The organism is Anaerovibrio slackiae (assembly GCF_009695585.1).
GTDB classification, from domain to species: Bacteria; Bacillota; Negativicutes; order Selenomonadales; family Selenomonadaceae; genus Anaerovibrio; species Anaerovibrio slackiae.
The window spans coordinates 49,612-76,308 of record NZ_VUNR01000004.1 but is presented as its reverse complement, the minus strand read 5'-3'; the positions used below and the strand labels follow the sequence as shown (position 1 = coordinate 76,308).

Sequence of the window (26,697 nt, the reverse complement as noted above, 5' to 3'; positions counted from 1 at the left end):
GCCAAAGTGCCTTTACAAATGACCTGCTGACGGTTATACTATCACATGTGGTCGTTAGAGACTATTGTTTGTATACAGTGGATATTATAACAAAATGTACATAGATGTATACAAAAGGCATTATAATTGTTATAGGGGGAATTTGTATGGATTTTGCAGCTATTATGAAGCAGGTGAATGACTTCGTCTGGGGCCCGGTAATGCTGTGCTTCCTGGTAGGAACCGGCATTTTTCTGACGGTGCGCCTGAAGTTCAAGCCGTGGCTGAACCTGCCTTATGCAGTGAAGATGATTCTGACCAAAAAGGACAATACCGAGGGTGACGTTACGCCTTTCCAGTCCCTGATGATTGCTCTGTCTGCTACTGTGGGTACAGGCAATATCGTGGGTGTTGCCACTGCCATGGTGCTGGGCGGCCCTGGTGCCCTGGTGTGGATGTGGATTTCTGCAGCCTTCGGCCTTTCCACCAAGTACGGTGAGTCCGTGTTGGCGGTGAAGTACCGTGAGACCAACGAGCGGGGAGAGATGGCAGGCGGCCCGATGTATGCCATGAAGAACGGTATCGGCGGCGTAGCCGGCCGTGTACTGGCTTTCCTTTTTGCAGTATTTGCAGTTTGCGCTTCCTTTGGTATCGGCAACATGACTCAGGCCAACTCCATTGCCGCTGCCTTTAACAGCAGCTTCGGGGTGGATCCGGCATTGATTGGTTCTATCCTGGTTATTCTCTCCATGGTTATCCTCTTTAAGGGTGTGCGCAGCATCGGTGCTGTTTCCAGTGTAGTGGTACCTGCTATGGCAGCCTTTTATGTAGTGATGGCACTGATTGTCATCGTGGTGAATGCAGGCAACCTGCCGGCAGGCATCGGCGAGATTTTCCGCATGGCTTTTGCTCCTGAGGCTGTGGCCGGTGGCGTTGGCGGTTCCATTATCGCTTCCATGCTGACTGCCATGCGCTGGGGTGTTGCCCGTGGCGTATTCTCCAACGAGGCAGGCCTTGGTTCTGCGCCTATTGCGGCAGCTGCTGCCAAGACTGACCATGCTTCCCGTCAGGGCTATGTCAACATGACCGGCACATTCTTCGATACCATGATTATCTGCGTGCTGACCGGCCTGGTTATTGCTTCCTCAGGCATGCTGGGCACTATCGACCCGGAGACCGGCAAGGCTGTTTCCGGTGCCCAGATGACGATATTGGCATTTTCTTCCGTCTTCGGTGAGCATGCCCGTGTAATCGTTTCCACTTCCCTGGCACTGTTTGCTTTTTCCACCATCCTTGGCTGGGAGTATTATGGCGAGAAGGCTCTTGAGTATCTGGTGAGCAACCATGATATCCTGGTGGCATACCGCGTGATTTTCTCCTTCATCACCTATGTCGGTGCTACTCAGACACTGGATTTGGTATGGGATTTCTCCGATACTGCCAACGGCCTGATGGCGATTCCGAACCTGATCTGCCTGTTGTGGCTCAGCAAGGATATTGCCAAGGAGTGCTTTGATTATGAGGACAGGGTAGTTGTCCGGGAAAAGCAGGGCGAAAAGGTGGACTTGTCTGTAGAAGGCTGATGTAAATAATCGCATAATCATATAATCATAGAAACAATCCCTTCTAACCGTAGTCGGGATTGTTTTTTTATGATATACTAAAGAGGTTAGTAGCTTTCTTTAAGTGTGGAGTGATGATTTTGGGAATCTGGAATCAGTTAATGTACATAGTGATGATGCTGTTTGCCCTGACGTCGAATGTTTCCATTGCGGCTACCAGCGTCTGTATCGTGCTGGGGGCGCTGGTGATGATTGCTCAGAAGGTCTGCACCGGCAGCCTGCCGGATATGGACAAGGGGCTGGTGAAGATTGTGGCTGTCTACTGCGTGCTGCAGGTGGTGGCAGCCCTGATGGCGCCTGACCCGGCGGACAGCCTGGGGGAGGTATGGGGCATCATCTACCGCCTCAGCCCGCTGTTCATGGGCATCGGCTATTTGCAGACCCGCAGGAGGATGGCGTGGATTCTGGTGGCATTTGCGGTGTCGGTGCTGGTCTGTGATGCTATGGGGGCCTATCAGCTGGTGGTCTGGGATGACTATGCCCCGGTGGGGGCCAGCAGTGCCGCTTCTTTTTATGCGACTCATCTGTTGATGGCGATACCTATTTTTTATCTCATGTGCCATCAGGATGAGGGGGTGTTTGCCAAGAAGGCGATACCTGCTTTTATGCTGGTGGTTTCTATTGCCATGTATATCGTTGTGTCCTGGAGCGATTGGAGCGGCCAGGCGGATTGGGCGTCGGTGCTGAGCCAGAGCAGCTTTGTGAAGATATTTGCAGAAGGTGGCCTGGTGGGGCTGGCTTCCTTTGTGATGCTGCAGGGGTATATCCTGTACCGCTTGGTGAAGCTGTATCAGGCGGAGAAGTCCATCAGCCGTTCCGTGAATACCGCCTCCTATGGCATGATCGGAATCCTGGTGCTGGCAGGCATCCATCTGGAGGGCATGACTGAGAGCAGCATGCTGCAGATTTCTATTATGCGTGAATACTGGCTGCTGATCGGCTTGCTGCTGGCAGCCGGCAAGATGAGATTGTTGGAAGCGGGGAAGATGGAATAATGGATATACCTGGATTCGCGGGATTTTTTGGCGGCTGGCAGCGATGCCGCCTGTTTTGTGTATAGTTTTTTGTTTTGATCTGAATGAATGGGCGGCATGGGACAGAGATGGTGGAGAGGCTGATGGAGTTGGATGACAAGGAGTGCGGTCTGCTGCGGTTTTTGACTGCCTGCGGCACAGGCTACAGGATGCTGATGGTGGAGTGCTGTGAGTATCTGCCACATCTCAGGCAGATGTTTCCGGCAGCGGAGCTGTGGTGCGCCGTAGCTGACAGGGAAAAGGCCTATGCTTTAGCTGATGAGGAAAATGACGGGCGGTTAGATGATGTCCATTGGGTATTTACGGATTATCTTTCTGAGCAGCTTCCTTTGGAAAAGGAGTTTTTTGATTATATCCTGGCGGAGGATGGGCTGTCCCAGGCTGGCAATCCCCAGGACATTGCTTCGGGGCTGGGGCTCTATCTGAAGCCTACGGGCTATCTGCTGCTGAGCTTTGCCAACATCCGCTACTGGCGCGTGCTGGAAAATCTTATGGATGGACATTTTTATCATGTGTGCACCCGTGCCTTTGCCCGGGATGAGTTTACCAAGCTGATGGCGGCATCCTTTTACAAGGATGTCAGTTTTTTGCCGGTGGAGGGCAGGAAGCCCCCGGAGGGCCTGGTGGCAAGGCTGGAATCGGCAGGTTTTCAGAATATCGATAATGACCTGCTGGCAGAGGCGTGGCTGGTGCAGGCCGCCAAATCTACCCCGGAAATCATGGAGCTAAAGCGCATGTATACGCCTGCCGTCCGGCAGCAGCTGGCTGTTCTCCTGCGGCGTCTGGAGTATGGCATCAGGCTGGACGGGGAGGGCAGGGGAAATTTGTCCCTGATGTGGCAGCTGTGCAGGGAGAATTTTATCTTTCCTGCCTATCTGGCTGCCTTTATCAAGGAGATGACCGTGCATACCAACAGCCTTTTGTGGAGTCTGTCTGCCTGGCAGGCTTCTCCCCGTAGTGAGCAGCAGGAGTTCTGGGGTGAGCTTCTGGAGGAGATGCAGGATGCGTACCTGGACAGGCAGGATTTTCAGGTGGTGGCGGCATGGCAGCAGGGCTGCCCGGAGCCGCTTTTCTCCCAGCCGGAGCCGGACCTGGGCGGTATAAAAATTAGTGCCGGGACGCGGATTGCCTTTATCACCTGCGTAAACAGGCCGGAGCTTTATGCAGAAGCATTGCTGTACATGAAGCAGCTGCGGTTGCCGGATGGCATGGAAGCGGAGTTTATCCCTGTCACAGGGGCGGAGTCCATGTGCAGCGGCTACAATCAGGGCATGGCAAAAACATCTGCGGCATACAAGGTCTATGTGCATCAGGATGCCTTGATTGTCAATAAGAATTTCGTCTTTGACCTGCTGAAAATCTTTGCAGCTGATGATGTGGGCATTGTGGGCATGATAGGAGCCAGGAAGCTGCCTGCCTCCGGTGTATGGTGGGATGCCATGCGCACCTATGGCAGGGTGCTCCATGCCTGTGAGCCGGAATGCGTGGTGGAGACTGCCTGCATGGAGCCGGTGGGAGACTGGCTTGGGATGGAGGCACTGGACGGGCTGCTGCTGGCAACAGCAGTGGATGTGCCCTGGCGTGAGGATTTGTTTGATGGCTGGCATTTTTATGATGTGAGCATGTGCAAGGAAATGCAGAGGCGAGGCTACAAGGCAGTTGTGCCCAGGCAGGATAGCTTTTGGTGCATTCACTGCCCCAAGGAAAAGCCACTGGCAGCGGAGTACAAGACATATCAGCGCAGGTTCCTCAGGGAGTATGGCCATGAGCTGGAGCCTGAGATATAAACTGCCGTAGCATGGCAATGATTATGGATATGGATACGATGATTTTATGTGGTGAGATAGGATGGAACTGGAAGTTGTAAATGAGTGGGCAAAGTCAGCGGAAGGCTGTTTTGCCCGTGGGGATATGAACAGCATGCGGGCCTGTGGCAGGCAGCTTTTGGAGGAAGTGCCGGAAAGTCCGGAGGGGCTGGCACTGGTGGCAGAGGCATCGGTTTATTTGCAGGACTTTGAGACGGCGGAGGAATATTTGCAGAAATTTTGGGAGCTGCCCAGCCAAAAAAGTGTTTCGACAGCCAATCTGCGGGGGCTTTTGGCGGCAGCGGTGTTTTTTGGTGCCAGGTATGAGCTGGATAGGGCTCTTTCTGCTTATGAGCAGCTTTTCAGCCGCTATCAGGATGGCATCAAGAAGGGGCTTTCCTCCAGGCAACGCTTTATTTTAGGACAGGCGGGCTGGAGCGAGCTTGACAGGCAGCTGGTGATGCGGGGCTACAGCTTTTATGCTGATACCTGCCTTTTGGCAGGGGAGACGGAAAAGGCGGCGGAGGCGGCATTTATGGTCAGCAGTATGCTGGAGGACAGGGCTGCGGCTGCCAGCTATTTCAGCAAGGGCTTGTTTTTGAGCAATTATCGCAGCGCGGATGCCCAGAGCCTGGCGGCAAAGCACGCCCAGTACGGCCAGATGTACCCGGAGCAGCTGGGGTTTCCCCATGATGCCAATACGAAAAACAAGCCTCATGCCCTGCGCATCGGCTATATTTCCCCTGATTTCCGCCTCCATGCGGCGGCGTATTTCTTTACGGCACTGCTGAAGGATGGCAATCATGGGGAGTTTACGGTGTACGGCTATTCTACAGGCAGGGAGGACCATGTTACCCAGAGGTTCAAGAAAATGGCTGACCGCTGGCGTGATGTGCACGGGCGCACCCCCCAGGAGATTGCCAAGCTGATTCATGATGACCGCATCGACATCCTGGTGGATTTGTCAGGCCATAGCCAGAACAGCTGCCTGCCGGTGATGGCATGCCGTCCCGCGCCGGTGCAGGTGTCGGGCATTGGCTATATAAATACCACGGGGCTTCCGGCGGTGGATTTTTTCCTGACGGATGAATGCTGCATGCCAAAAGGTGAACGGAATAGCGGCTTCATGGAGCAGCCTCTCAGGCTGCCTCACTGCCATCTGTGCTATCGCCCGGAAACCATGCGTGACCTGCGTTCCCAGGGACATAACGCCCCGGGCATGGAGCGTGGGTACATTACCTTTGGCAGCTTCAACAGCTTTGCCAAGGTGACGGATGCCATGCTGGTACAGTGGCGGAATATTTTGCAGGCGGTGCCGGATTCAAGGCTTGTTATCAAGTGCAAGATATGCAGCGTGCCATCGGGGCAGGAGATTGTGCGGCAGAGGTTCCGCAGGCTGGGGGGCGATGCAGAAAGGCTGGAGCTTCGGCCTTTTACGCCGGATTATCTCACCCAGTACAACGATATTGATATCATATTGGATACAGCTCCTTACAATGGTGGCTTGACCACCTGTGATGCCCTCTACATGGGGGTGCCGGTGATTACCCTGCGGGGCAAAACCCATGGTTCCCGCTATGGCGCCTCTATCCTGACTGCCGCCGGCCTGCCGGAGCTGGTAGCAAATAGTCCCCGGGAATATGTGGCAAAAGCAGTTCAGCTGGCCACCAACGGCATAATGCTGAACAAGCTGCACCGGGATCTGCCGGAAATGATGCGCAATTCACGCCTCATGGACGGCAAGGCATATATGCAGGATTTGGAGGCCGCCTACAAAAAAATCTGGCAGCACTATTGCAGCGGCAGCTTATTGCCGATAAAATAGGTATAAAGGAGGGGATTTTATGGATTATATGAGCATTGCAGCCATGTCCGTGGGCCTGCATCAGCAGCAGCTTGACATGCAGGTGGGCACTTCGGTCATGAAGATGGCAATGGAAACCTCGGAAACTGCCATGATGGATATGCTGGAGTCTATTGATGTATCCGCCATGACAGGCATAGGCGGCAATATAGACATTCTGGCATAAAATTTATGCTTCTGTTCATGCCCTAAAGTCTCAAAAGCAAAGTTGTCTGAAACTTTTACTTGCTTTTTTTCCCTCATGCAAGTATACTAAGTCGTAGTAGGATGTCTCTTTGTCCACCTGGGATTAGGTAAAAGAAGTAAGCGCACATATGGGATATTCAAAAATTATAATGGGGGATTTTTTTCATGGCATTTGTAGACGAGACTTTAGTATGTAAGGACTGCGGTAAGGAATTCATCTTCAGCGCAGGCGAGCAGGAATTTTACGCAGAAAAGGGCTTTGAGAACAAGCCGGTTCGCTGCCGTGATTGCCGCGACAAGAGACGTCGCAATCGTGAAGGTGGAGAGAAGGAACAGCGCCAGATGTTCACCGTAGTATGCGCTCAGTGTGGCAAGGAGACCGAGGTTCCATTTGAGCCGAAGAACGACCGTCCTGTATATTGCCGCGACTGCTTCCAGGCAAGGAAGAACGGCTGATAAATATTGGCTGTGTGCCGCCGGCATAATCGCATCGTTGTGCGTACATAACTAAATGTGGCAATGAAGCCCAGGATTCGCAAGCGTTTCTTGGGCTTTATTTTATGGCTGGGGAATATTGAACCAGTAAAATGTTTTTTGAAGCAAGGGGGATTTTTTACATGTCAAGGAAATTATTGGTACTGTGCATGGCTGCCCTGATGGCTATGGCTGCCCTGGTGGCTGGCTGTGGCGGTGAGCAGAAGGCTGCTGAGAGCGAGAAGGTTCTGAAGGTTGGCGTAAATGCTGATTTTGCTCCATTTGAGTTCCAGGATGAGAACGGCAAGGAGTATCAGGGCTTTGATATGGACCTGATCCGCGCTGTAGGCGAGGAAATGGGCTACAAGGTAGAGATTAACAACCTGAACTTTGACGGCTTGATTCCTGCCCTGGAGGCTGGCAACATTGATGTCTGCATTTCCGGCATGACCATCAACGAGGAGCGCAAGCAGAAGGTAAACTTCTCTGATCCTTATTACAAGTCCGGCCTGTCCATCATCGTGGCAAAGGATAACGATTCCATCAAGAAGTTTGAGGACCTGAAGGGCAAGAAGGTTGCCGTGCAGATTGGCACTACCTCCGCTGCCGAGGTAAAGAAGATTGAGGGCGTTGAGGTAAAGGAGTTCAATTCCTCTGCTGATACCTTCATGGAGCTTCGTGCCAAGGGCGTTGATGCAGTAGTAAATGACCGTCCGGTAAATGACTACTACATCATGAAAAGCGGCGAGACCAACGTGAAGGCGCTGCCTGACCTGCTGACCTCCGAGGATTACGGCATTGCCGTATCCAAGAAGAACGAGGAGCTTCTGAACAAGGTGAACGATGCCCTGAGAAAGCTCCATGAGAACGGCAAGTATGACGAGATCTTCACCAAGTGGTTCGGCACTACCAGCAAGTAATTGGTGCTGCCATGCTGCCGGTTTGTCCGGGCAATGCCTGTGGCGCAGTGGCCGGCAAAAGCATGCAAATCACATAAATAATGCAAAATGCACTGTTGCTTTGGCGATAGTGCATTTTTATTTTGTTGACACTAGTGCTTTGGTTTCATATAATATGTTAGTAATATTATTTTAGAGGACGTGTATGGATATGAATTTGAATGTTGATCTGATGATCAATTCCCTTCCCCTGCTGATTACAGGTGCCGGAATTACGATACAGATTACGGCTATTTCTGTGGGACTGGGCTTGATTATCGGCATGTTTGTGGGCATTGCCAGGATTTCCAATGTCAAGCTGCTGCGCTGGCTGGCGGCAATCTATATTGATTTTCTGCGGGGCACGCCGCTTTTGGTGCAGATTTTCCTGATTTACTTTGCCCTGCCGGTCATTCTGGAGCAGAGGGTGGACCCCTTCATCGCTGCCATCACCGCTTGCGGCATCAACAGCGGTGCCTACATCGCTGAGATTTTCCGTGCCGGTATTCAGGCTATTGACGAGGGGCAGATGGAGGCCGGCAGGTCACTGGGCATGACCTGGGTGCAGACCATGCGCTATATTATTGTGCCCCAGGCCTTCAAGAACATCGTGCCGCCCCTGGGTAACGAGTTTATTGCGCTTCTCAAGGATTCCTCACTGGTGTCCGTTATCGGCTTTGAGGAGCTTACCCGCCGTGGTCAGCTGATTATTGCCCGTACCTACGGCTCCCTGGAAATCTGGATCAGCGTGGCGCTTATCTATCTGGTCATGACGCTGACAATTTCCCGTCTGGTAGCATATCTGGAGAAAAGGTTGGATACGAAATGATTGATATAAAGAATTTGCATAAATCCTTCGGGGAGCACGAGGTGCTGAAGGGCATCGACCTGCACATCAATCCCCAGGAGGTAGTGGTTATTATCGGGCCGTCAGGCTCCGGCAAGAGCACCCTGCTTCGCTGCATGAATCTCCTGGAGGAGCCTACCAGCGGCAGCGTGGTGGTGGACGGCATTGACCTGACCGGGGACTCTGACATCAACAAGGCCCGGGAGGAAATCGGCATGGTGTTCCAGCGGTTCAACCTGTTTCCTCACATGACGGTGCTGCAGAATATCACCCTGGCTCCTATCAAGGTGCGCAACATGGCCAAGGATGAAGCGGAAAAGATTGCCAGGGAGCTTTTGGAGCGGGTAGGGCTGGCTGACAAGGCTGATGCCTATCCGCCGCAGCTTTCCGGCGGACAGCAGCAGCGTGTGGCAATTGCCAGGGCTCTTGCCATGCGCCCGAAGGTGATGCTCTTTGATGAGCCTACCTCGGCACTGGACCCGGAGATGGTAAACGAGGTGCTGGATGTAATGAAAAGCCTTGCCAATGAAGGCATGACTATGGCAGTGGTTACTCATGAGATGGGCTTCGCCCGGGAGGTGGGGGACAGGCTGCTGTTTGTGGATGGCGGCAATATCATCGAGCAGGGTGCTCCGAAGGATGTATTTGAAAATCCTAAAGAGGAGCGGACGAAGCTGTTCCTGTCAAAAGTATTGTGATATAAAAAAGAGACATCAGAGCAATCTCCGATGTCTCTATTTTTTATGGTTTTTCAGTTAAATGCTGTATGCTTTATGCTCAGTATTCGGACTCAATGAGGCCGTACTTCCCATCGCTGCGGCGGTATACCACGCTGACGGTCTCTGTATCAGCATCCCGGAACACAAAGAAGTCATGATTGAGAAGGTTCATCTGCATGATGGCTTCCTGCACATCCATCGGGCGCACGTTGAACTTCTTTTTCTTGACAACAGGGAACTCGTCTTCCTCGTCAGGGATTGCTGGCGCAAAAGGAGCAGCGGCAAAGGCCTCATCCAGCAGGGTGCCGTCGCGGAAGCGGCGTTGCATCTTGGTCTTATGCTTGCGGATCTGGCGATCCAGCTTCTCGATAACCAGGTCAATGGAGGTATACATATTATTAGTTACTTCCTGACCGCGGAGCAGGACGCCCTGTACAGGAACCGTTACCTCAACCTTCTGGCGCTCCTTTGATACGCTGAGCAGTACAGCGATATCCCCCACGTCATTGAAGTAGCGGGTAACCTTGCCGACACGCTTCTCCACATAATCCCTCAGGGCAGGAGTAACTTCTACGTTTTTTCCTCTAATAGTGAATGTTGCCATAATAACATCCCCTTTCTAGTAGACTATGTTGTTATATTCGCCATTAGTATGCGAAAACCCTCTTTTTTGCAGAAAAATATTTGTGAAATTTTGACTTATAGTTGATACTTTGATAAACTAATGTAGAGTTTTTGTGTATTGATGGTATTGCGGTGCTGCCCCATTGTTGCATTGTGATATGCTAAATTGCTGCATTGTATCTTAATTATAGATGAGATGTTGATAAATAATGAGTCATGGAGACCGAGAAGACCATGAAATAGGAGTGAGTTCATGTTTGGTATTTTAAAACGCTTTTTGGGCGACAACAACGATAAAGAGGTTAAGCGCCTGCGCCAGATTGTGGAGAAGATTAATTCCTACGAGGATAGCCTGACAAACCTCAGCGATTCCTCACTGACACGCTATACGGAGAAATTCAAGGACAGGCTGGCAGCCGGTGAAACCCTGGATGACATTCTGCCGGAGGCATTTGCAGTGGTTCGCGAGGCATCCAAGCGTGTGCTGGGCATGCGCCACTTTGACGTGCAGATGATGGGCGGTATCTGCCTCCACGAGGGCAAGATTGCCGAGATGCGTACCGGCGAGGGCAAGACCTTGGTTGCCACCCTGCCGACTTATCTGAACGCCCTGACAGGCAAGGGCGTGCACATGGTTACAGTCAATGATTACCTGGCAAAGCGCGACAGCATCGAGATGGGCAGGCTGTACAACTTCCTGGGGCTGACCGTGGGGCTGATCCGCCATGACATGGATTTTCCGGAGCGCAAATTTGCCTATAACTGCGATATTACCTTTGGTACCAACAACGAGTACGGTTTTGATTACCTCCGTGACAACATGGTGGTAGACCTGAATCAGATGGTGCAGAGGGAGCTGAACTTCGCCATCGTGGATGAGGTGGACAGCATACTCATTGATGAGGCAAGGACACCGCTGATTATCTCCGGCCCCGGTTCCAAGTCCACCGACAGCTATGTCAGGATGGCAAAGGCAGTGGAGCATCTGAAGGAGGGCACGGACTATACCGTTGACGAAAAGGCTAAGACCGTGGCTCCTGCCGACAGTGCCGTACCGAAGATTGAGAAGCTGGTAGGGGTAAAGAACCTTTACGACCCTGAGAATATTGAGATGTCCCACTGCTTTACGGCAGCCCTGCGTGCCAAGGCACTGATGAAGCGGGATCGTGACTATGTAGTCAAGGATGGCGAGATTGTCATCGTGGACGAGTTTACAGGCCGTCTGATGGAGGGACGCCGCTATTCTGACGGACTGCATCAGGCCATCGAGGCCAAGGAGGGACTGGAGGTGCGCCGGGAGTCCCAGACGCTTGCATCTATCACCTTCCAGAACTACTTCCGCATGTACAACAAGCTGTCCGGCATGACTGGTACTGCCAAGACAGAGGAAGACGAGTTCCTGAAAATCTACAAGCTGCCGGTAATCGTGATTCCTACCAACAGGCCGATTGCCCGCATCGACCATCCTGATGTGATCTACAAGACAAAGCGTGCCAAGTACAAGGCGGTTGCCAATGACGTGGCAGAAATCCACGCCAAGGGGCAGCCGGTGCTGATTGGTACTACTTCCATAACCCAGTCCGAGGAACTGAGCCATATCCTGAAGGAGCGCAATATCCCTCACAACGTGCTGAATGCCAAGTTCCATGAGCAGGAAGCGGAGATTATTGCCGATGCCGGTCAGAAATCTGCCGTGACTATAGCAACCAACATGGCAGGCCGCGGTACTGATATCAAGCTGGGAGAGGGTGTGCCGGAGCTGGGGGGGCTTTTCATCGTGGGCACGGAGCGCCACGAGTCCCGCCGTATCGACAATCAGCTCCGTGGCCGTGCCGGCCGTCAGGGTGATCCGGGCGAGTCCCGTTTCTATCTGTCCCTGGAGGATGACCTGCTGCGCCTCTTTGGCTCTGACAACATCTCCAATATCATGGACAGGCTGGGCATGGGTGAGGATGACCCGATTGAGCACAAGCTGATTACCCGTTCCATTGCCAACGCCCAGAAGAAGGTAGAGGGCAGGAACTTTGATATGCGCAAGCACGTCCTGCAGTATGACGATGTTATGAATCAGCAGCGTGAGGTCATCTATGCCGAGCGCAGGAAGGTGCTGAAGGGCGAAAATCTCCGGGATCATATCCTGACCATGATTGGCGGCATTATCGAGGCGGAGATGAATCAGTATGCCAACGAGAAGCTCTATCCGGAGGAATGGTCACTGGATGAGCTCATCAAGGATGCGGAGAGCATTTATGCGCCTACCGGCAGGCTGAAGCTGGATGAGCTGGAGGAAATGAGCCGGGACGAGGTGCAGGATTTCTTGAACCAGATGGCGGAGGAATCCTATGCTCAGCGTGAGCAGCTCTTTGGCGAGGCCAACATGCGTGAGCTGGAGAAGATCATCATGCTCCGGGTGGTGGACAACCGCTGGATGGAGCACCTGGACCGCATGGATATGCTCCGTGAGGGCATCGGCCTTCTGGCTTACGGCCAGCGCAATCCTCTGATTGAGTACAAGATTAAGGGCCATGAGATGTTCGGTCAGATGATAGACTCTATTCAGAACGATATTGCTTCCCTGATTTTCCGGGTGAACATCATCACCCAGGAGCAGCAGGAGGCCATGGAGCGTGAGGCGCAGCAGCGCATGGCGGCAGCCAAGCAGACACATGGTGACCAGTCTGATGATGCCGTGAAGAAGCAGCCGGTAAAGAACGGCGAGAAGGTGGGCAGGAATGATCCTTGCCCGTGCGGCAGCGGCAAGAAATATAAGAATTGCTGCGGCAGAAAAGAATAATCGGCAGGTATAATTTGATGAAGAAGCGGCAGGCAGGAAGCTTGCACTGTGCGCGTAAGGAGTGAAATAGAATGCTGGAGGATTTGAAGCCGGAAATCACGGCTCTCCAGGGGCGGCTGGCAGAGATGGAAAAGGCTCTGGACGTGGCCCATAAAGAAGGAAAAATCGCAGAGCTGGAATACAAGATGGGGGAGCCCACTTTTTGGGACAATCCTGAGGAGGCACAGCGCATCAATCAGGAGCTGAACGATGTAAAAATCAGCGTGGACAAGTACAAGGCCCTCCTTGCCAAGTATGATGATGTGCAGGTAATGTGGGAAATCGGCATGGATGACAAGGACGAAAGCGTAGAGGCTGATGTCCGTGCCGACATGGATGCCATTAACAGGGCTTTAGAGGAATTGCAGCTGGAGGTGCTGCTGTCCGGCAAGTATGATGCCAACAACGCCATACTTACCCTTCATGCAGGTGCCGGTGGCACTGAGGCCCAGGACTGGACCAGCATGCTGCTGCGCATGTATGGCAGGTATGCGGAGCGCCATGGCTTCTCCGTGGAGACTGCTGACCTTCTGCCGGGAGATGAGGCAGGCGTCAAGTCTGTTACCCTCTTTATTAAGGGGCATAATGCCTACGGCTTTTTGAAATCTGAGAAGGGGGTGCACCGGCTGGTGCGCATTTCTCCCTTTGACTCAGCGGCGCGCCGCCATACTTCCTTCTGCGCCTGTGATATCATGCCGGAGCTGGATGATACCGTAGAGGTGGAAATCAACATGGATGATGTGCGTGTGGATACCTATCGTGCCAGCGGTGCAGGTGGACAGCACATCAACAAGACATCTTCTGCTGTCCGCATGACCCATGAGCCTACCGGCATCGTGGTACAGTGCCAGAATGAGCGCTCCCAGATTCAGAATAGGGAGCAGTGCTTGAAGATGCTCCGGGCCAAGCTTTTTGAGCTGGAGGAAGAAAAGAAGGAGAAGGAGATTGCTGCCCTGGAAGGCGATCAGCAGAAGATCGAGTGGGGCAGCCAGATTCGTTCCTATGTTTTCCATCCGTACAATATGGTCAAGGACCACCGCACCAGTGCGGAAACGGGCAATACCCAGGCCGTGATGGATGGGGATATTGATATGTTCATTGAGGCGTTTTTGCGTGCTAAGGCCAACCATCAGCTGTAATGGATGGTTGTGCCTGTGCAGCAGCCTGAGAATATAGGAGTTTGTATGCGCAGGTTTTGTGTTGTTTTGGCTGCGGTGCTGGTGATTTTAGCGGCTTTCAGCCAGCTTGTCCTGCCCGGGCTGATGGAAAACAGGCTGGGCAGCAGTATTCGTTCAGCCCTGCAGGCGGAGAATGTGACAGTGAATATGTCTGCCCTGCCGGGACTGAGGCTTTTGGCAGGCCATGCCGACAGCATTGATATTGTGGTGGACAAGGCACAGCTGGGGGATATCCAGGTGGAAAAGCTCACCCTTCATGGTGAAAATGTACAGGCAGATTTTTCAGCCCTGGACAAGCGCGACGGTTCTGCCATCAGGTCAGCTGACAGCCTGGAAATGACCGGCACTATCACCCAGCAGGCATTGCAGGAGATGCTGGAAAAGAAGCTGGACAAGGTGGAAAAGCTCGAGGCTGTCATGGACAGGGACAAGCTGGCTGCTTCCGGGCAGGTGAAGTTCATGGGCCGCACGGCGGAGATTCATCTGGAAGGCAGGGTGCTGGCAAAGGACGGCGGCGTGTATTTCCACATGACGCAGCTGGACATACGCAATGCTGTCTTTGGGCAGGCAGTGCTGGGCAATTTCTTCGGGGATATTCTGCTGTTTGATTTGTACAGCTCCCCTGTCAGGGCGGAGATTGAGGATGTAGAGCAGTATGATGGTTATGTAGTCATACGGGCTAAATCATAAAGGTATGCTGCAACTACAATGGCTGAGGATAGGACGATATGAAGCAATTCAAGTACAATAAATTTTTAATCTTGCTGATTGTCATCGGCTTGCTGGCTTCATTGGTAATCGATGTGGAACGTCATCAGGTGGAGCAGCAGAACAAATCCATTGAGCTGGTCATGGATTATGAGGATTTGGTGGAGCTGGCGGAGAAGGAAGGTGTCCAGCCGGAGGCAGTGCTGGCCAAGGCAAAGGAAGCCGGGGTAACCTCCCTGGCTGTCTATGAGACTACCTTCAAGAAACTGAATGTCAACGGCAAGGCTGTGGCTGTCAACGGCAGCACTATTTTGGCAAACTATCAGAATGGCGGCATCAGCGATGCCGGCTGGCGCAGCCTGGTGGAGTCCGGCCAGATTAAGGGCACCAATGTTTATGTGACGGGACATCATCAGCAGACTTTTCAGGAGGTTCATGAGGATTTGGTGCGCCGCCTGGGGGCTGACAGGGTAAAGGAGCTTACCGTCAGCGGCCAGCGGGTACTGGAGGTCAAGGCAAACTACGAGGAACTTGAGAAGATGGACCTGGGCATGCCTACGGACGAAATGCAGGCAGTGAATGATGCAGGCTTTTATGTGCTGGCACGGCCTACCAATTACCGCCAGTGTACCCGTGATGACATTGACGCCTTTTATGACCGTTTGGATGGCTTCCGGGTGTCAGGCATTGTTTTCTCAGGCTCCCAGACCTTGGGGGCGCCGGATGAGTCCGAGTATATGGCGGAGCAGATGCTGAAGCGGGATTTGACGCTGGGCATGATTGAGGGTGTTACCCAGCTGCAGTTCTTCCATCAGGATGGCATGCTGGAGATTGCCAAGGCAATGGATTACAAGTCTGCACGGCTGTATTCCATCCCGAAGGACGAGCAGAAGAAGATGAAAATCGCGGAGGCCATCGACCGCTGGGGTACCACGGATGATGAGCGCAATATCCGCTTCAATCTTGTGAAGACCTTTGAGAAGCCATCTCCCGGCATGACACTGCTGGAAACTAATATGACCTATGTTTCAGGTGTCCGGGACAAGCTGGAGGCTCAGGGCTTTACCATGGGCAGGGCAGGGGTGTTTGAGCATTTCTATCCGTCAAGCATGGTACGGGCTTTGGTTATTCTTGGGGTAGTGGCAGCAGGCGTGCTCTACCTTACCCTGGTGATACCGGGGATGAAGCCTAGGTATGCCTATGGCTTGCTGCTTATTATCGGCGCGGTTGCCCTGCTGCCTGTGCTGATGGGGCATGGCAGCAAAATCCGCCTGGTGGCTGCATTGGTGGCAGCTAACGTGTTCCCTGCTATTTCCGTGCTGTGGATGCTGGACCGCATCCGGGGAAGGATGGCAGCAGGCAATGCCGGTCTCGTGCGCATGATAGGCACGGGTGTTGTAGCCTTGGCAGTTTGTGGTATAATGTCTTATGTGGGGGCTGCGTACCTGTCAGGCTCATTGGCGGATACGGAGTATCTGCTGGAGGTAAATATCTTCCGGGGCATCAAGCTGACCTTCCTCATGCCGATTGTGCTGGTGGCGATTGGTTTCTTGCAGCGGTTTGACGTGTTTGACGGCAAGATGGATGACACAGAGGGCTTTTTGGAACAGTTCAAAAAGATGCTGGATACCCCTGTAAAAGTAAAGACACTGCTGGGGCTGTTCCTGGTGCTGGTGGCAGGCGTGGTTTTCGTGGCACGTTCCGGCCACACCATGGGCATGCCGGTATCGGCTACCGAGCTGAAATTCAGGGCTTTCCTGGAGCAGGCCATGTATGCACGTCCCAGGACCAAGGAGTTTATGATCGGGCATCCTGCCTTTTTGCTGGCGGTGATGGCATGGTTCCGCAAGTGGCCTACCATGGTGCTGTTTGTGCTGGTACTGGTGGCCACCATCGGGCAGGGCTCTATGGTTGAGACCTTTGCCCACATGCGCTCCCCTGTCTTCATGTCCTTTGCCAGGGGCATCGGTGGACTGGTGCTGGGGGCCGGTGTGGGTGCTGTCTGCATGATTTTTGTTGATTTGTGGATTAAGTATGTGGCACCGAAGCTGGCAACAGGGAAAAAGTGATTTGATTATGTTGATGTACTTTAGATGTTTAGAAGGAATGACAACAGAGCATGAGTAATGTTGTAATTTCCGGATATTACGGCTCCAGAAATGCCGGCGATGAAGCGATGCTGGCGGCTATGGTAGAGGTTTTATCGGATTTGAATCCCAAAGTGAATATAACTGTAATATCTGCCAGCCCGGAGGATACCAGGCAGCGCCACGGCGTAAATGCCGTGGGCTGGCTGGACCTGCGGGGGATTTTTGCTGCTGTCAGGAGGGCTGATCTGCTGATCAGCGGCGGCGGCAGCCTGCTGCAGAATGTGACCAGCCGCAGGAGCCTGTACTATTATCTGCTGATTATCTGGCTGGCCGAGCTTTTGGGGACTCCTGTCATGCTCTATGCCCAGGGCATAGGCCCCATTAATGGCGGTTTTGCCCGCTGGTTTATGGGCTATATCGGCAACCGTGTCAGGATGATTACCGTCCGTGACCGGGGCTCCCTGAAGGAGTTGAAGGCACTGGGGATTACCCGTCCCCATATTGAGCCTACGGCGGACCCTGTCCATGCCATTCATCAGGTGGACAGGAGCATTGGCAGCCAGATTTTGCAGCGGCACGGGATTTCCGTAGGAGAGAAGCCGCTGGTCTGCATCTCGGTCCGTGAATGGTGCGGCATGAGCCATTACAAGGAAGTGGTGGCAAGGGCAGCTGACAGGATTGTGGAGGAATTTTCCGCCAGGGTGGTTTTTCTGCCGATGCAGTACCCGGAGGATGTGCGGACGGCAGAGCAGGTGGCGGCTCTGGCAAAGCACGATATGATGGTTCTGCCGGAGGAATACAACACCAGCCAGCTGTTATCTATAGTGGGCAACATGGAATTATTGATATCTATTCGTCTTCATGCCCTGATCTTTGCCGGTGTGATGGGGGTACCCATGATTGGCATTTCCTACGACCCGAAGGTGGACCGCTTTTTGGAGTCCGTAGGCGAGCAGCCTGTGGGAACGCTGGAGAATGTGGATTTTGACAAGCTGATGGAGCAGATTCGTGCCAAGTGGAATGACAAGGCAGGCTTCAGCCAGCAAAATGAGCAGCTTTTTGATGATCTGCGGCGGCTGGCGATGCACAATGCGGAGCTGGCGTACAGCGTGATTCGCAAGGTATAGATGGCTTCAAGCTTGCTTGGCAAAGGTATGATGGTGATACGTGCCGGGCAGCTGCAAATAGAAAAGGACATGGGATGCTTCAGGCACTCCATGTCCTTTTTCCGTTATGCTGCATATTTTATGAAGCCCTGCCAATGGGTTACAGATACTGTGACCTGAGCAGGGCGATTTCCTGGCGGTAGCCGTCGTTATCGTTTGGCGTTTCCAGGATAAATGGCAAATCCCGCAGCAGGGGATGGTTGATAACCCGGACGATGGCGTCCAGTCCCAGGCTGCCTTCGCCGATTTTGGCGTGGCGGTCCTTGTGGGAATTGAAAGGAGTCAGGCTGTCATTTAGATGTATCGCCTTGAGGCGGTCCAGTCCGATGATGCGGTCAAATTCCGCCAGCACCCCGTCCAGGTCATTGACAATATCGTAGCCTGCACTGTAGACGTGGCAGGTATCAAGGCAGACTCCCAGATGGCTGTCCAGCTCCGTGCGGTCGATGATGGATTTGAGCTCCTGAAAGCTGCGGCCAACCTCCGTGCCCTTGCCGGACATGGTTTCCAGCAGTACGGTAGTGGTCTGCTCCGGCTGCAGCACCTGATTGAGGAGCCCGGCAATCAGCTCGATTCCTTTTTCTGAACCCTGTCCTACATGGGAGCCGGGATGAAAGTTGTAGTAGTTGCCGGGGGTGTACTCCAGCCGCTTCAAATCGTCTGCCATAACGGAGGCCGCAAACTCCCGCAGGTCATCCTTGGCGGCGCAGGGATTCAGGGTATAGGGGGCATGGGCCACCAGCCTGCCAATCTGCTTTTCTTCCTTGTACTTGAGAAAGGCGGCAACATCCTCGGGATTGATGTCCTTTGCCTTGCCACCCCTGGGATTGCGGGTAAAGAAGGCGAAAACATTGCCACCCAGCGAAATTTCCTCCTTGCCCATGGCCAGATAGCCTTTGGAGGAGGAGACATGATTACCAATATTCAGCATAAAGCTCACCTCGGAAATATCATAGCATATATTCGGATGCCTGCCTATGGCCCGGGGAAAAATCAAAAAATATTTTGTTTTTTTGCCTGTTTGATGTAAAATATACCATGTATGGCTATCTTTAAGCTGGCTGTAATTTCGTTAATAGATTGGTGGGCAGAGTGAGCGGCAATGGCACAGTATACGACAGAGGCTCTCATCATTGGCATAAAAAACTGGGGTGAGGCGGACAAGATAATAACCCTGCTGTCCCCGGAAAGGGGACGCATCAAGGCCGCAGCCTTTGGCTGCCGTAGGCCCAAAAGTGCGCTGGCAGGCTCCCTGCAGATGTTCAATCAGGTGGAGGTGCAGGTCAGGGAAGGTGACAGGCTTGATACCATCAGGAGCTGTTCCCTGCTGCGTGCCTACCGCATCATGAGCACGGATTTTGCGGCGATGGCCTATGGCTCATTTGTGGCGGAGACTGCCAGCCGCCTGGCTATTGAGAATTTTCCCCAGCAGGATATGTACAGCCGCCTGCAGGAGATTTTTGAGGCTTTTGGCAGGCGCAATCCCCGGGTGGCGGCACTGGCTGCGGCCTATCAGCTTTTGGAGTATTCCGGCATGCAGATGAGCTATCAGTATTGTGCCGAATGTAACCGGGAGCTGGAAGGGGACGGGGGCTTTGCCTTTGACCTGGGCGGTGCCCTGTGCAGGGATTGTGCAGGCAGCAGGAGGCGTGAGCTGGGGGAATATGGCGTGCTTGCCTATAGCGGTGAGGTCAGGGAATTTATCTTGCAGCTTCTGGAGCTGGACTGGCACAGCAAGCCTTCCTTCACGGTCAGCGGCAGGACGCTGGTGGCAGCGGAGGCACTGCTGCTGGGGTATCTCCGTCACATCTTTGAAAAGCCATTGAAATCCCTGGAGTTTATCAGGCAGATTGGCTGAGGGATGGCAATTGATTTAGTGATTGATATAGTATTAATATAGTATTTGATTTAGCAATTGATTTTTGTAGCAGTTTGAGAGAAACGAGGGTGCGTTATTGCAAAAGGCAGCAGAGGAAATTATTGAATTTCAGGACAGGCAGGAGGCTCAGGCACTTCTTGGGGAACGTGACGAGTTTGTACGGGTATTGATGGACAATTTTGATGCCAGGTTCGTCAGCCGGGGAGAAAGCATCTCCATCAGCGGCGAGGCCGGTGAGGTGGAGCAGGCGGCGAAGATTATGCGTGAGCTGCAATATCTCTACCGGCAGGGAACTGCCATCACCATGCATGAGGTACGGTACAGCGTGGGGCTGATGAAGGGAGGCAAGGGGGAGGCACTGCACAATCTTTTCAGTGATACCATCCTGGTTACCTCCCGGGGGCGCCATGTCCGTCCCAAGACTCTGGGACAGAGGATATATGTGGATACCATCAAGCACAATTTTATTACCTTCGGTGTGGGGCCTGCCGGTACAGGCAAGACCTATCTGGCAGTGGTGCTGGCATGTGCGGCTCTCAGGAACCGGGAGGTGGAGAAGCTGATTCTTACCCGTCCGGCAGTGGAGGCCGGTGAGAAGCTGGGCTTTTTGCCGGGGGATTTGCAGGAGAAGGTTGACCCCTATCTGCGCCCCTTGTACGATGCCCTGCAGGATATCCTGGGGCAGGATGTGTTTCAGAAACTGATGCTGAAGGGCGTGATAGAGGTGGCTCCCCTTGCCTATATGCGTGGCAGGACGCTGGAAAATGCCTTTGTCATACTGGATGAGGCCCAGAATACCACGGATAAGCAGATGAAGATGTTCCTGACTAGATTGGGCTTTGGCTCCCGGATGGTGGTCACTGGTGACCCGGGGCAGATTGACCTGCCCAGGGGTGTTACCTCCGGCCTGGTGGAGGCGGCCAAGATTCTTGACGGGGTAAAGGGCATCGGCATCGTCCGCATGGAGCCGATGGATGTTATCCGCCATGATGTGGTAACGAGGATTGTGGAAGCTTATGCTGCCTATGAAAAGAAATTGCAAAAATTTTGATAAAGGAGATTTTAATGGAGATTATTATCGGGCGTGAGCCTGAAGATTTGCAGCTGCCTGAGGCGATGGGCAGCCTGGAGGAACTGGAAAATATTGTCAGGCGGGCGGTGGAGATTACCGGCCCTTTGTATGATGTGGAAAACAGCGAGGTCAGCGTAACCCTGACTAATGACGAGCATATACATAGTCTTAACCGGGAATACCGGGGACTGGACAGGCCTACAGATGTGCTGTCCTTTGCCTTTGTGGACAGCGAGGAGCCGGAAATCGAGGATGGGCCGGAGACGGAGGTGCTGGGGGATATTATTATCTCCCTGGAGCGTGCCTGGGCGCAGGCACAGGAATACGGCCACAGCATGGAAAGGGAGCTGTCCTTTTTGACCGTGCATGGCATGCTGCATCTTCTTGGGTATGACCACATGGAAGAAGAAGAACGCATGGAGATGGAGGAGGAACAGCGGTACATCATGGGAAAGCTGGGGATTTCCCGGGATGGCAAGGGCATGGTTCTGCCGCTGGCTCAGGAAGCCCAGGTGACCAGGAGCAAGGGCAAGGAGATAAAGCTGGCAGAATTGCCGTCAGAGCCGAAGCTGCAGATTGATCCCAAGACGCACAAATCCGGCTTTGTGGCAGTGATTGGCCGTCCCAACGTGGGCAAGTCAACCCTGATTAACAGCCTCATCGGGCAGAAGATTGCCATTATGTCCGACAAGCCACAGACTACCCGTACCCGTATTATGTGCGTGCTTACCCAGCAGGATGCCCAGATGGTATTTCTTGATACGCCGGGCATTCACAAGCCGAAGCACAAGCTGGGTGAGTACATGGTGCGTGCTGCCGAGGGAACCCTCAAGGAAGTGGATGCCATTATCTTCGTGGTGGATGCCACTGAGAAATTCGGCCCCGGGGAGCAGTATATCCTTGAGAGGCTGCAGGCCACTGAGAGGCCGGTAATACTTGCCATCAACAAGCTGGATTTGCTGGAGGACAAGGAGCAGCTGCTGCCGATTATTACCGGCTACAATGGCAGGTATAACTTTGCGGCTACAGTGCCGATTTCTGCCAAGGAGGAAAACAACCTGGACGGCCTTTTGGCGGAGATCAAGAAGCATCTGCCCAAGGGGCCTCAGTATTATCCTGAGGATATGGTGACGGACCAGCCGGAAAGGCTGATTGTGGCGGAGCTGATCAGGGAAAAGGCCCTTTTGCAGACCAGGGAGGAAATTCCTCACGCCATTGCGGTGGATATTGAGGAGATGAAGCCAAGGGACAATGGTGATATGTATGTCCGTGCCACTATCTATGTGGAGCGGGATTCCCAGAAGGGCATCGTCATCGGCAAGCGGGGGGCACTTTTGAAGGAAATCGGTGCCCAGGCCCGTGCCGATATCCAGATGCTGCTGGGGTGCAAGGTTTTCCTTGACCTGTGGGTAAAGGTCAAGAAGGACTGGCGCAACCGGGATAATATCCTGAAGGATTTCGGCTTTCAGGATTAATTTATATAAAGGAGAATCTATATGTCAACAGAAAAATTTAAGCCCTATATTGCGGCTGACAAGAAGCCTTTGGAGCTGACTGTTACAGCGGTTATTGTAGGCGTGCTGCTGGCTGTGCTGTTTGGCGGGGCCAATGCGTATTTAGGCTTGCGTGTGGGTATGACCATTTCAGCCTCCATACCGGCAGCAGTTATTTCGATGGCGGTTATCCGCGTGCTGATGCGCAGGGATTCGATTTTGGAGAACAATATGGTGCAGACCATTGGTTCAGCTGGTGAATCCCTGGCTGCCGGGTGTATTTTTACGCTGCCGGTCTTGTTTATGTGGGCGAAGGAATGGGGCACTGAGCCGCCGCCTATACTGGAAATTACGGTTATTGCCTTCATTGGCGGTATTCTTGGCATCTTGTTTATGGTGCCTTTGCGCCAGGCTCTGATTGTCAAGGAGCATGGCGTGCTGCCCTATCCGGAGGGTACTGCCTGTGCGGATATTCTGCTGGCAGGCGAGGGACATTCCTCCAAGGCAGGCAAGATTTTTGCCGGGCTGGGCTTTGCGGCAGTATACAAATTTATTGCAGACGGCTTGAAGATTTTTCCAAGTGAGGTTGACTGGTCTTTGGATAAGTTCAAGGGAGCAGGGATCGGCTGTGATGTCCTGCCGGCACTGCTGGGCGTGGGTTACATCTGCGGCTACAGGGTTTCCAGCCTGCTCTTGTCCGGTGCTGTCCTGAGCTGGTTCTGCCTTATGCCGTGTATTGTGATGTTTGGCGGTGATGCAGTGCTGTTTCCGGGCAAGGCGCCTATCAGCGAGCTGGGGACCTGGGGGATCTGGTCCAGCTACGTCCGCTATATTGGAGCCGGTGCGCTGGCTGCCGGAGGCATTATCGGCCTCATCAAGACCATGCCGATGCTGGTAACTACCTTCCGCCAGTCTCTTGCCACTATTGGCGGCTCTTCCGGAGCTGCTGTGCGCACCAACAAGGATTTGCCTATGACGGTGATTATTGGCGGCGTCATTCTCATGGTGCTGCTGATTGGCCTGCTGCCAATTATTCCTCTGGGCGTGCTGGGGGCATTTCTGGTAGTTATCTTCGGCTTCTTCTTTGCTACTGTGTCTTCACGGATTGTAGGTGTAGTTGGTTCTTCTAACAACCCTGTGTCCGGCATGACTATTGCGGCAATGCTCTTTACCACCTTTGCCTTTATCCTGGCAGGCAATACAGGCCAGCCGGGCATGGTGGCAGCTGTTACAGTAGGTTCTTTGGTAGCGATTATTGCAGCTATGGCAGCAGATACCTCTCAGGACCTCAAGACAGGCTATATTCTGGGGGCAACACCTTTCAAGCAGCAGCTGGGCGAGGTGGCAGGCGTTGCCGCTGCCGCTTTGTCTGTGGGCGGCATCCTGTACCTGCTGGATGCGGCATGGGGCTTTGGCTCCCAGGAGCTGGCTGCCCCTCAGGCTATGCTGATGAAGATGGTAGTGGAAGGCGTTATGTCGGCCAATCTGCCTTGGTGCTTGATTGGCATGGGGGTAGCAGTGGCTATCGCTATGGAAATTTTGCAAATTCCTGTCCTGGCAGTGGCCATAGGCATGTATTTGCCTATTCACATGAGCCTGCCAATGTGGATAGGCGGCATTATCCGCAAGTATTTTGACAGCCGCAAGCAGGCTGCTGAAGATGACTGCGTTGAAAATGGCACTCTTTTTGCTTCCGGCATGATTGCCGGTGAGGGCATACTTGGTATCTTGCTGGCACTGATGGCGGTTCTCAATGTCAATGCCGATATGTCTGATGTGCTGTATCTGGACAATGCCGGCGGCGTGGCTGCCTTTGCCCTGCTGATAGCCATTTTTGTGGCGTATATCTTAAAGGGCAGGAAGGCGTAATTTTCCATGCTGAAACCTAAAAATATTTTTGACCTTGCCTATGCAAGGAATCCTGCCATCAGCTGGCGTCAGGATGAGGAAGGGCTGGTGGAGCTGACCGTGGAAAACAAGGGGTTTTTCAACCGCTTGGTGCAAAAGGTTTTCAACCGCCCTGCCATCAGCTATATCAAGCTGGATGCTATTGGCAGCCTGGTCTGGCTTCAGCTGGGGCAGAAGGATGATGTGCTGTCTATTTCCGAGGCTGTCAAGGAAAAGTTCGGGCAGGAGGCAGAGCCTCTCCTGCAAAGGCTGGGACAGTTTTTCAATATCATGGAGCAGCATCAGCTCATCATCAGAAAATAATTCATAAAGCAATCAGGCTGTGCCGGAGAAAAATATCTCTGGTACAGCCTGATTTGCATTTTGCATGGGATTGGCATACAATGGGAAAAGAGGGGATTTCCCTCTGGTGTCATGTTTTATAAGGGGTGTTTTTTATGTATACTTTGGAAAATGAATTTTTGCGGATAAAGGTCCGCGAGCATGGCGGCGAGCTGAGAGAGGTGCTGGACAGGCAGGATGGAACCCAGTATTTGTGGGATGGCAATCCTGAGTATTGGCAGTACAGCTCCCCGGTGCTGTTCCCAATTGTGGGCAGGGTAAAGAACAATAAATACAGGTATCAGGGACAGGAGTATGAGATTCCCAGCCACGGCATCGGCAGGATTTCCGAGTATAAGCTGGCAGGGCAGACGGAAAACAGCATTACCATGGCTCTTGACTATGATGAGGAAACTTTGAAGGTGTATCCGTTTAAGTTCCGGCTGGAAATTACCTATCGGCTGGAGGGGAAATCTGTAGCTGTCCATTGGAAGGTCATCAATGCTGATGAGAAGGAAATGTATTTTTCCATCGGTGCCCATCCGGCTCTGCGCTGCCCAATTGGCGGTGAGGGGCGGTTCGAGGACTGCTATCTGGATTTTCCACGGGAGGAGGCAAGCGGTGCCTACGATTTGGCACCGGGCTGCCTGCTGAAGCATACCAAGCAGGATTTTTTGCAGGGCAGGACTTTGCCACTGAATTATGATCTGTTCAGGGAGGATGCCCGCATTGTGGATGATCTGCGCTCTGATACCATCATGGTGCGTTCCGCCAAAACCAGCAAGGCTGTGGGCATCAGGGCAGCAGGTTTTCCTTATTGGGGCATCTGGTCCCCTAGCCAGGGCGGTGCGCCTTTTATCTGCCTGGAGCCATGGCATGGCCATGCTGATTATGATGATTTTGAGGGAGAAATCAGCGAAAAGGAAGGCATCATCAGCCTGGCAGCAGGCAAAAGCTTTGAGGCTGAATACAGCATCGTGATTGAAGGGTGAGCCGGTATGTGTTGACATAAGGGCGGAATTTTGCTAGTATGAAAGTGTTCACTTGCATGGAGGTGGGGCTTTGGAGGATACCAGCAGGAAAATCGTGGAGGCAGCCATGAGGCTGGTGCGGGAAAAAGGCTATACGGCCACGACTACGAAGGAAATTGCCCAGGTGGCAGGGGTAAATGAATGTACTTTGTTCCGCAAGTTTGGCAGCAAGAAGGATATAGTGCTGGCAGGCGTCAGCCAGGCGGCATGGCGTGCCAATATTACGCCGGAGCTGTTTGCTGATGTTAAATGGGAGCTGCAGCAGGACCTGGAGATGTTCATGGAAGCATACATGGCAAGGATGACAACGGATTTTGTCAATCTCTCCATCGGCCTCAGGGCACCGCAGCTGTATGAGGAAACTGCTCCCTTTATCATGAAGGTGCCGGAGGCTTTTATATCAGCCCTGACGGATTATCTGCAAAAAATGCAGGAGCTGGGCAGGCTGCCGGGCTTTGGCAGGGAAGTGCTTGAGGCAAGGGTGCTGGCTTTTTTCTCCGCTGCCTTTGGCTATGTCTTTTTAAAGGCTTCCTTCGGGGACAAGCTGTCCGGGGTGGAGCAGCAGGCGTATATTAAGAGCAGCGTGGATATGTTTATCCGAGGGCTGCCGGGAATAGAAAAATAAGTTAAGTGGCTGGCATTTCGGTACTGTCTTTTGGCAGTACCGAAAAAAATACCTGTTATGCAAGCGAGTACATGCATGTATAAATACAGAATAATGTACAGGCATGGGAAGCTTGATAGAGGAATATAGATGGCTGATTGGCAGGACGGGAGAGGAAAACTCCTTGGTCTGCCTGACTGAGCAGGTTCCGGGTAATGTGCTGGAGCGTGAGGATGGCTGGCGCGGCTTCTACCTGTCCTTTTATAATGTCTGAACAGAATCCACGAAATATCAAACTACATCATCAGTATATGCACGAAGT

24 protein-coding genes and 1 pseudogene are annotated in these 26,697 nt (G+C 52.9%); 23 read left to right on the top strand and 2 right to left on the bottom strand.

Translation table 11 applies throughout. The annotated features are described in order from the left end of the window. The first annotated feature begins 146 nt into the window (after positions 1 to 146). The 9 genes from FYJ84_RS03100 (at position 147) to FYJ84_RS03060 (ending at position 9,447) form a co-directional block, all read left to right on the top strand. Positions 147 to 1,562, top strand: coding sequence for an alanine/glycine:cation symporter family protein (locus FYJ84_RS03100; RefSeq protein WP_205764074.1), 1,416 nt, complete (start codon positions 147 to 149; stop codon positions 1,560 to 1,562). Between the two features lie 119 nt (positions 1,563 to 1,681). Next, entirely contained in the window at positions 1,682 to 2,596 is a 915-nt protein-coding gene (locus FYJ84_RS03095; protein WP_154406058.1) for a hypothetical protein, read from the top strand. A 1,145-nt stretch (positions 2,597 to 3,741) separates the two neighbouring features. After that, the gene (locus FYJ84_RS03090) at positions 3,742 to 4,422 is read left to right on the top strand and encodes a glycosyltransferase family protein (RefSeq protein ID WP_328596317.1); all 681 of its coding nucleotides are present in this window, start codon (positions 3,742 to 3,744) and stop codon (positions 4,420 to 4,422) included. A 61-nt stretch (positions 4,423 to 4,483) separates the two neighbouring features. Then, positions 4,484 to 6,265 carry an O-linked N-acetylglucosamine transferase, SPINDLY family protein gene (locus FYJ84_RS03085; RefSeq protein ID WP_154406056.1) on the top strand — a complete coding sequence of 594 codons (1,782 nt, stop codon included), beginning with the start codon at positions 4,484 to 4,486 and terminating at the stop codon, positions 6,263 to 6,265. A gap of 19 nt (positions 6,266 to 6,284) precedes the next feature. Next, the gene (locus tag FYJ84_RS03080; RefSeq protein WP_154406053.1) at positions 6,285 to 6,470 is read left to right on the top strand and encodes a YjfB family protein; all 186 of its coding nucleotides are present in this window, start codon (positions 6,285 to 6,287) and stop codon (positions 6,468 to 6,470) included. Between the two features lie 185 nt (positions 6,471 to 6,655). Continuing rightward, positions 6,656 to 6,946, top strand: coding sequence for a zinc-ribbon domain containing protein (locus FYJ84_RS03075; RefSeq protein ID WP_154406051.1), 291 nt, complete (start codon positions 6,656 to 6,658; stop codon positions 6,944 to 6,946). 161 nt (positions 6,947 to 7,107) lie between these two features. Beyond that, on the top strand, positions 7,108 to 7,884 hold the full coding sequence (locus tag FYJ84_RS03070; RefSeq protein WP_154406049.1) for a basic amino acid ABC transporter substrate-binding protein: 777 nt from the start codon (positions 7,108 to 7,110) through the stop codon (positions 7,882 to 7,884). A gap of 190 nt (positions 7,885 to 8,074) precedes the next feature. Continuing rightward, positions 8,075 to 8,731 carry an amino acid ABC transporter permease gene (locus FYJ84_RS03065; protein WP_154406047.1) on the top strand — a complete coding sequence of 219 codons (657 nt, stop codon included), beginning with the start codon at positions 8,075 to 8,077 and terminating at the stop codon, positions 8,729 to 8,731. Further along, positions 8,728 to 9,447: an amino acid ABC transporter ATP-binding protein gene (locus FYJ84_RS03060; protein WP_154406045.1), complete on the top strand. Its 720-nt coding sequence runs from the start codon at positions 8,728 to 8,730 to the stop codon at positions 9,445 to 9,447. Before FYJ84_RS03065 ends, FYJ84_RS03060 begins: the two co-directional genes overlap by 4 nt. Positions 9,448 to 9,526: 79 nt before the next feature. Here the strand turns inward: FYJ84_RS03060 and hpf are convergent, their stop codons facing one another. Further along, positions 9,527 to 10,072, bottom strand: coding sequence for a ribosome hibernation-promoting factor, HPF/YfiA family (gene hpf / locus FYJ84_RS03055; protein ID WP_154406043.1), 546 nt, complete (start codon positions 10,070 to 10,072; stop codon positions 9,527 to 9,529). 273 nt (positions 10,073 to 10,345) lie between these two features. On the opposite strand from hpf, the gene secA reads away from it, so the two are divergent. The 5 genes from secA to csaB all read left to right on the top strand — a co-directional run bounded on the left by secA (position 10,346) and on the right by csaB (position 18,028). Further along, entirely contained in the window at positions 10,346 to 12,886 is a 2,541-nt protein-coding gene (gene secA, locus FYJ84_RS03050) for a preprotein translocase subunit SecA (protein ID WP_154406041.1), read from the top strand. 71 nt (positions 12,887 to 12,957) lie between these two features. Continuing rightward, complete coding sequence (gene prfB, locus FYJ84_RS03045; RefSeq protein ID WP_154406039.1) at positions 12,958 to 14,064, top strand: peptide chain release factor 2; 1,107 nt, start codon at positions 12,958 to 12,960, stop codon at positions 14,062 to 14,064. A 45-nt stretch (positions 14,065 to 14,109) separates the two neighbouring features. Beyond that, positions 14,110 to 14,793 carry an LmeA family phospholipid-binding protein gene (locus FYJ84_RS03040; RefSeq protein WP_205764073.1) on the top strand — a complete coding sequence of 228 codons (684 nt, stop codon included), beginning with the start codon at positions 14,110 to 14,112 and terminating at the stop codon, positions 14,791 to 14,793. Positions 14,794 to 14,831: 38 nt separating this feature from the next. After that, positions 14,832 to 16,880 (top strand): DUF5693 family protein, encoded by a 2,049-nt coding sequence (locus FYJ84_RS03035; protein WP_154406035.1) that lies wholly within the window; start codon positions 14,832 to 14,834, stop codon positions 16,878 to 16,880. Between the two features lie 50 nt (positions 16,881 to 16,930). Further along, positions 16,931 to 18,028, top strand: coding sequence for a polysaccharide pyruvyl transferase CsaB (gene csaB / locus FYJ84_RS03030; protein WP_154406033.1), 1,098 nt, complete (start codon positions 16,931 to 16,933; stop codon positions 18,026 to 18,028). Positions 18,029 to 18,167: 139 nt separating this feature from the next. Here the strand turns inward: csaB and FYJ84_RS03025 are convergent, their stop codons facing one another. Then, positions 18,168 to 18,998, bottom strand: coding sequence for a deoxyribonuclease IV (locus FYJ84_RS03025; RefSeq protein ID WP_154406031.1), 831 nt, complete (start codon positions 18,996 to 18,998; stop codon positions 18,168 to 18,170). Positions 18,999 to 19,169: 171 nt separating this feature from the next. On the opposite strand from FYJ84_RS03025, the gene recO reads away from it, so the two are divergent. The 9 genes and pseudogenes from recO to FYJ84_RS14435 all read left to right on the top strand — a co-directional run bounded on the left by recO (position 19,170) and on the right by FYJ84_RS14435 (position 26,649). Next, on the top strand, positions 19,170 to 19,925 hold the full coding sequence (gene recO, locus FYJ84_RS03020) for a DNA repair protein RecO (RefSeq protein WP_154406029.1): 756 nt from the start codon (positions 19,170 to 19,172) through the stop codon (positions 19,923 to 19,925). A gap of 97 nt (positions 19,926 to 20,022) precedes the next feature. Beyond that, entirely contained in the window at positions 20,023 to 20,997 is a 975-nt protein-coding gene (locus FYJ84_RS03015; protein WP_205764072.1) for a PhoH family protein, read from the top strand. Positions 20,998 to 21,011: 14 nt separating this feature from the next. Beyond that, positions 21,012 to 21,488 (top strand): annotated as a pseudogene (gene ybeY, locus FYJ84_RS14440) (rRNA maturation RNase YbeY); the annotation flags it as partial. Between the two features lie 105 nt (positions 21,489 to 21,593). Next, the gene (gene era / locus FYJ84_RS03010; protein ID WP_328596316.1) at positions 21,594 to 22,493 is read left to right on the top strand and encodes a GTPase Era; all 900 of its coding nucleotides are present in this window, start codon (positions 21,594 to 21,596) and stop codon (positions 22,491 to 22,493) included. 21 nt (positions 22,494 to 22,514) lie between these two features. Beyond that, the gene (locus FYJ84_RS03005) at positions 22,515 to 24,380 is read left to right on the top strand and encodes an OPT family oligopeptide transporter (protein ID WP_154406025.1); all 1,866 of its coding nucleotides are present in this window, start codon (positions 22,515 to 22,517) and stop codon (positions 24,378 to 24,380) included. A gap of 6 nt (positions 24,381 to 24,386) precedes the next feature. Then, positions 24,387 to 24,722 (top strand): PqqD family protein, encoded by a 336-nt coding sequence (locus FYJ84_RS03000; RefSeq protein ID WP_154406023.1) that lies wholly within the window; start codon positions 24,387 to 24,389, stop codon positions 24,720 to 24,722. Positions 24,723 to 24,856: 134 nt separating this feature from the next. Next, on the top strand, positions 24,857 to 25,732 hold the full coding sequence (locus FYJ84_RS02995; protein ID WP_154406021.1) for an aldose 1-epimerase family protein: 876 nt from the start codon (positions 24,857 to 24,859) through the stop codon (positions 25,730 to 25,732). A 70-nt stretch (positions 25,733 to 25,802) separates the two neighbouring features. Continuing rightward, positions 25,803 to 26,396, top strand: coding sequence for a TetR/AcrR family transcriptional regulator (locus FYJ84_RS02990; protein WP_154406019.1), 594 nt, complete (start codon positions 25,803 to 25,805; stop codon positions 26,394 to 26,396). Positions 26,397 to 26,499: 103 nt separating this feature from the next. Then, positions 26,500 to 26,649: a hypothetical protein gene (locus tag FYJ84_RS14435; RefSeq protein ID WP_205764071.1), complete on the top strand. Its 150-nt coding sequence runs from the start codon at positions 26,500 to 26,502 to the stop codon at positions 26,647 to 26,649. Positions 26,650 to 26,697: the final 48 nt, after the last annotated feature.

Coding starts and splice junctions, on each gene's coding strand:
- FYJ84_RS03100 (WP_205764074.1), top strand. CDS start 147: ATGGATTTTGCAGCTATTATGAAGCAGGTGAATGACTTCGTCTGGGGC.
- FYJ84_RS03085 (WP_154406056.1), top strand. CDS start 4,484: ATGGAACTGGAAGTTGTAAATGAGTGGGCAAAGTCAGCGGAAGGCTGT.
- FYJ84_RS03080 (WP_154406053.1), top strand. CDS start 6,285: ATGGATTATATGAGCATTGCAGCCATGTCCGTGGGCCTGCATCAGCAG.
- FYJ84_RS03075 (WP_154406051.1), top strand. CDS start 6,656: ATGGCATTTGTAGACGAGACTTTAGTATGTAAGGACTGCGGTAAGGAA.
- FYJ84_RS03070 (WP_154406049.1), top strand. CDS start 7,108: ATGTCAAGGAAATTATTGGTACTGTGCATGGCTGCCCTGATGGCTATG.
- FYJ84_RS03065 (WP_154406047.1), top strand. CDS start 8,075: ATGAATTTGAATGTTGATCTGATGATCAATTCCCTTCCCCTGCTGATT.
- FYJ84_RS03060 (WP_154406045.1), top strand. CDS start 8,728: ATGATTGATATAAAGAATTTGCATAAATCCTTCGGGGAGCACGAGGTG.
- hpf (WP_154406043.1), bottom strand. CDS start 10,072: ATGGCAACATTCACTATTAGAGGAAAAAACGTAGAAGTTACTCCTGCC.
- secA (WP_154406041.1), top strand. CDS start 10,346: ATGTTTGGTATTTTAAAACGCTTTTTGGGCGACAACAACGATAAAGAG.
- prfB (WP_154406039.1), top strand. CDS start 12,958: ATGCTGGAGGATTTGAAGCCGGAAATCACGGCTCTCCAGGGGCGGCTG.
- FYJ84_RS03040 (WP_205764073.1), top strand. CDS start 14,110: ATGCGCAGGTTTTGTGTTGTTTTGGCTGCGGTGCTGGTGATTTTAGCG.
- FYJ84_RS03035 (WP_154406035.1), top strand. CDS start 14,832: ATGAAGCAATTCAAGTACAATAAATTTTTAATCTTGCTGATTGTCATC.
- csaB (WP_154406033.1), top strand. CDS start 16,931: ATGAGTAATGTTGTAATTTCCGGATATTACGGCTCCAGAAATGCCGGC.
- FYJ84_RS03025 (WP_154406031.1), bottom strand. CDS start 18,998: ATGCTGAATATTGGTAATCATGTCTCCTCCTCCAAAGGCTATCTGGCC.
- recO (WP_154406029.1), top strand. CDS start 19,170: ATGGCACAGTATACGACAGAGGCTCTCATCATTGGCATAAAAAACTGG.
- FYJ84_RS03005 (WP_154406025.1), top strand. CDS start 22,515: ATGTCAACAGAAAAATTTAAGCCCTATATTGCGGCTGACAAGAAGCCT.
- FYJ84_RS03000 (WP_154406023.1), top strand. CDS start 24,387: ATGCTGAAACCTAAAAATATTTTTGACCTTGCCTATGCAAGGAATCCT.
- FYJ84_RS02995 (WP_154406021.1), top strand. CDS start 24,857: ATGTATACTTTGGAAAATGAATTTTTGCGGATAAAGGTCCGCGAGCAT.
- FYJ84_RS14435 (WP_205764071.1), top strand. CDS start 26,500: ATGGGAAGCTTGATAGAGGAATATAGATGGCTGATTGGCAGGACGGGA.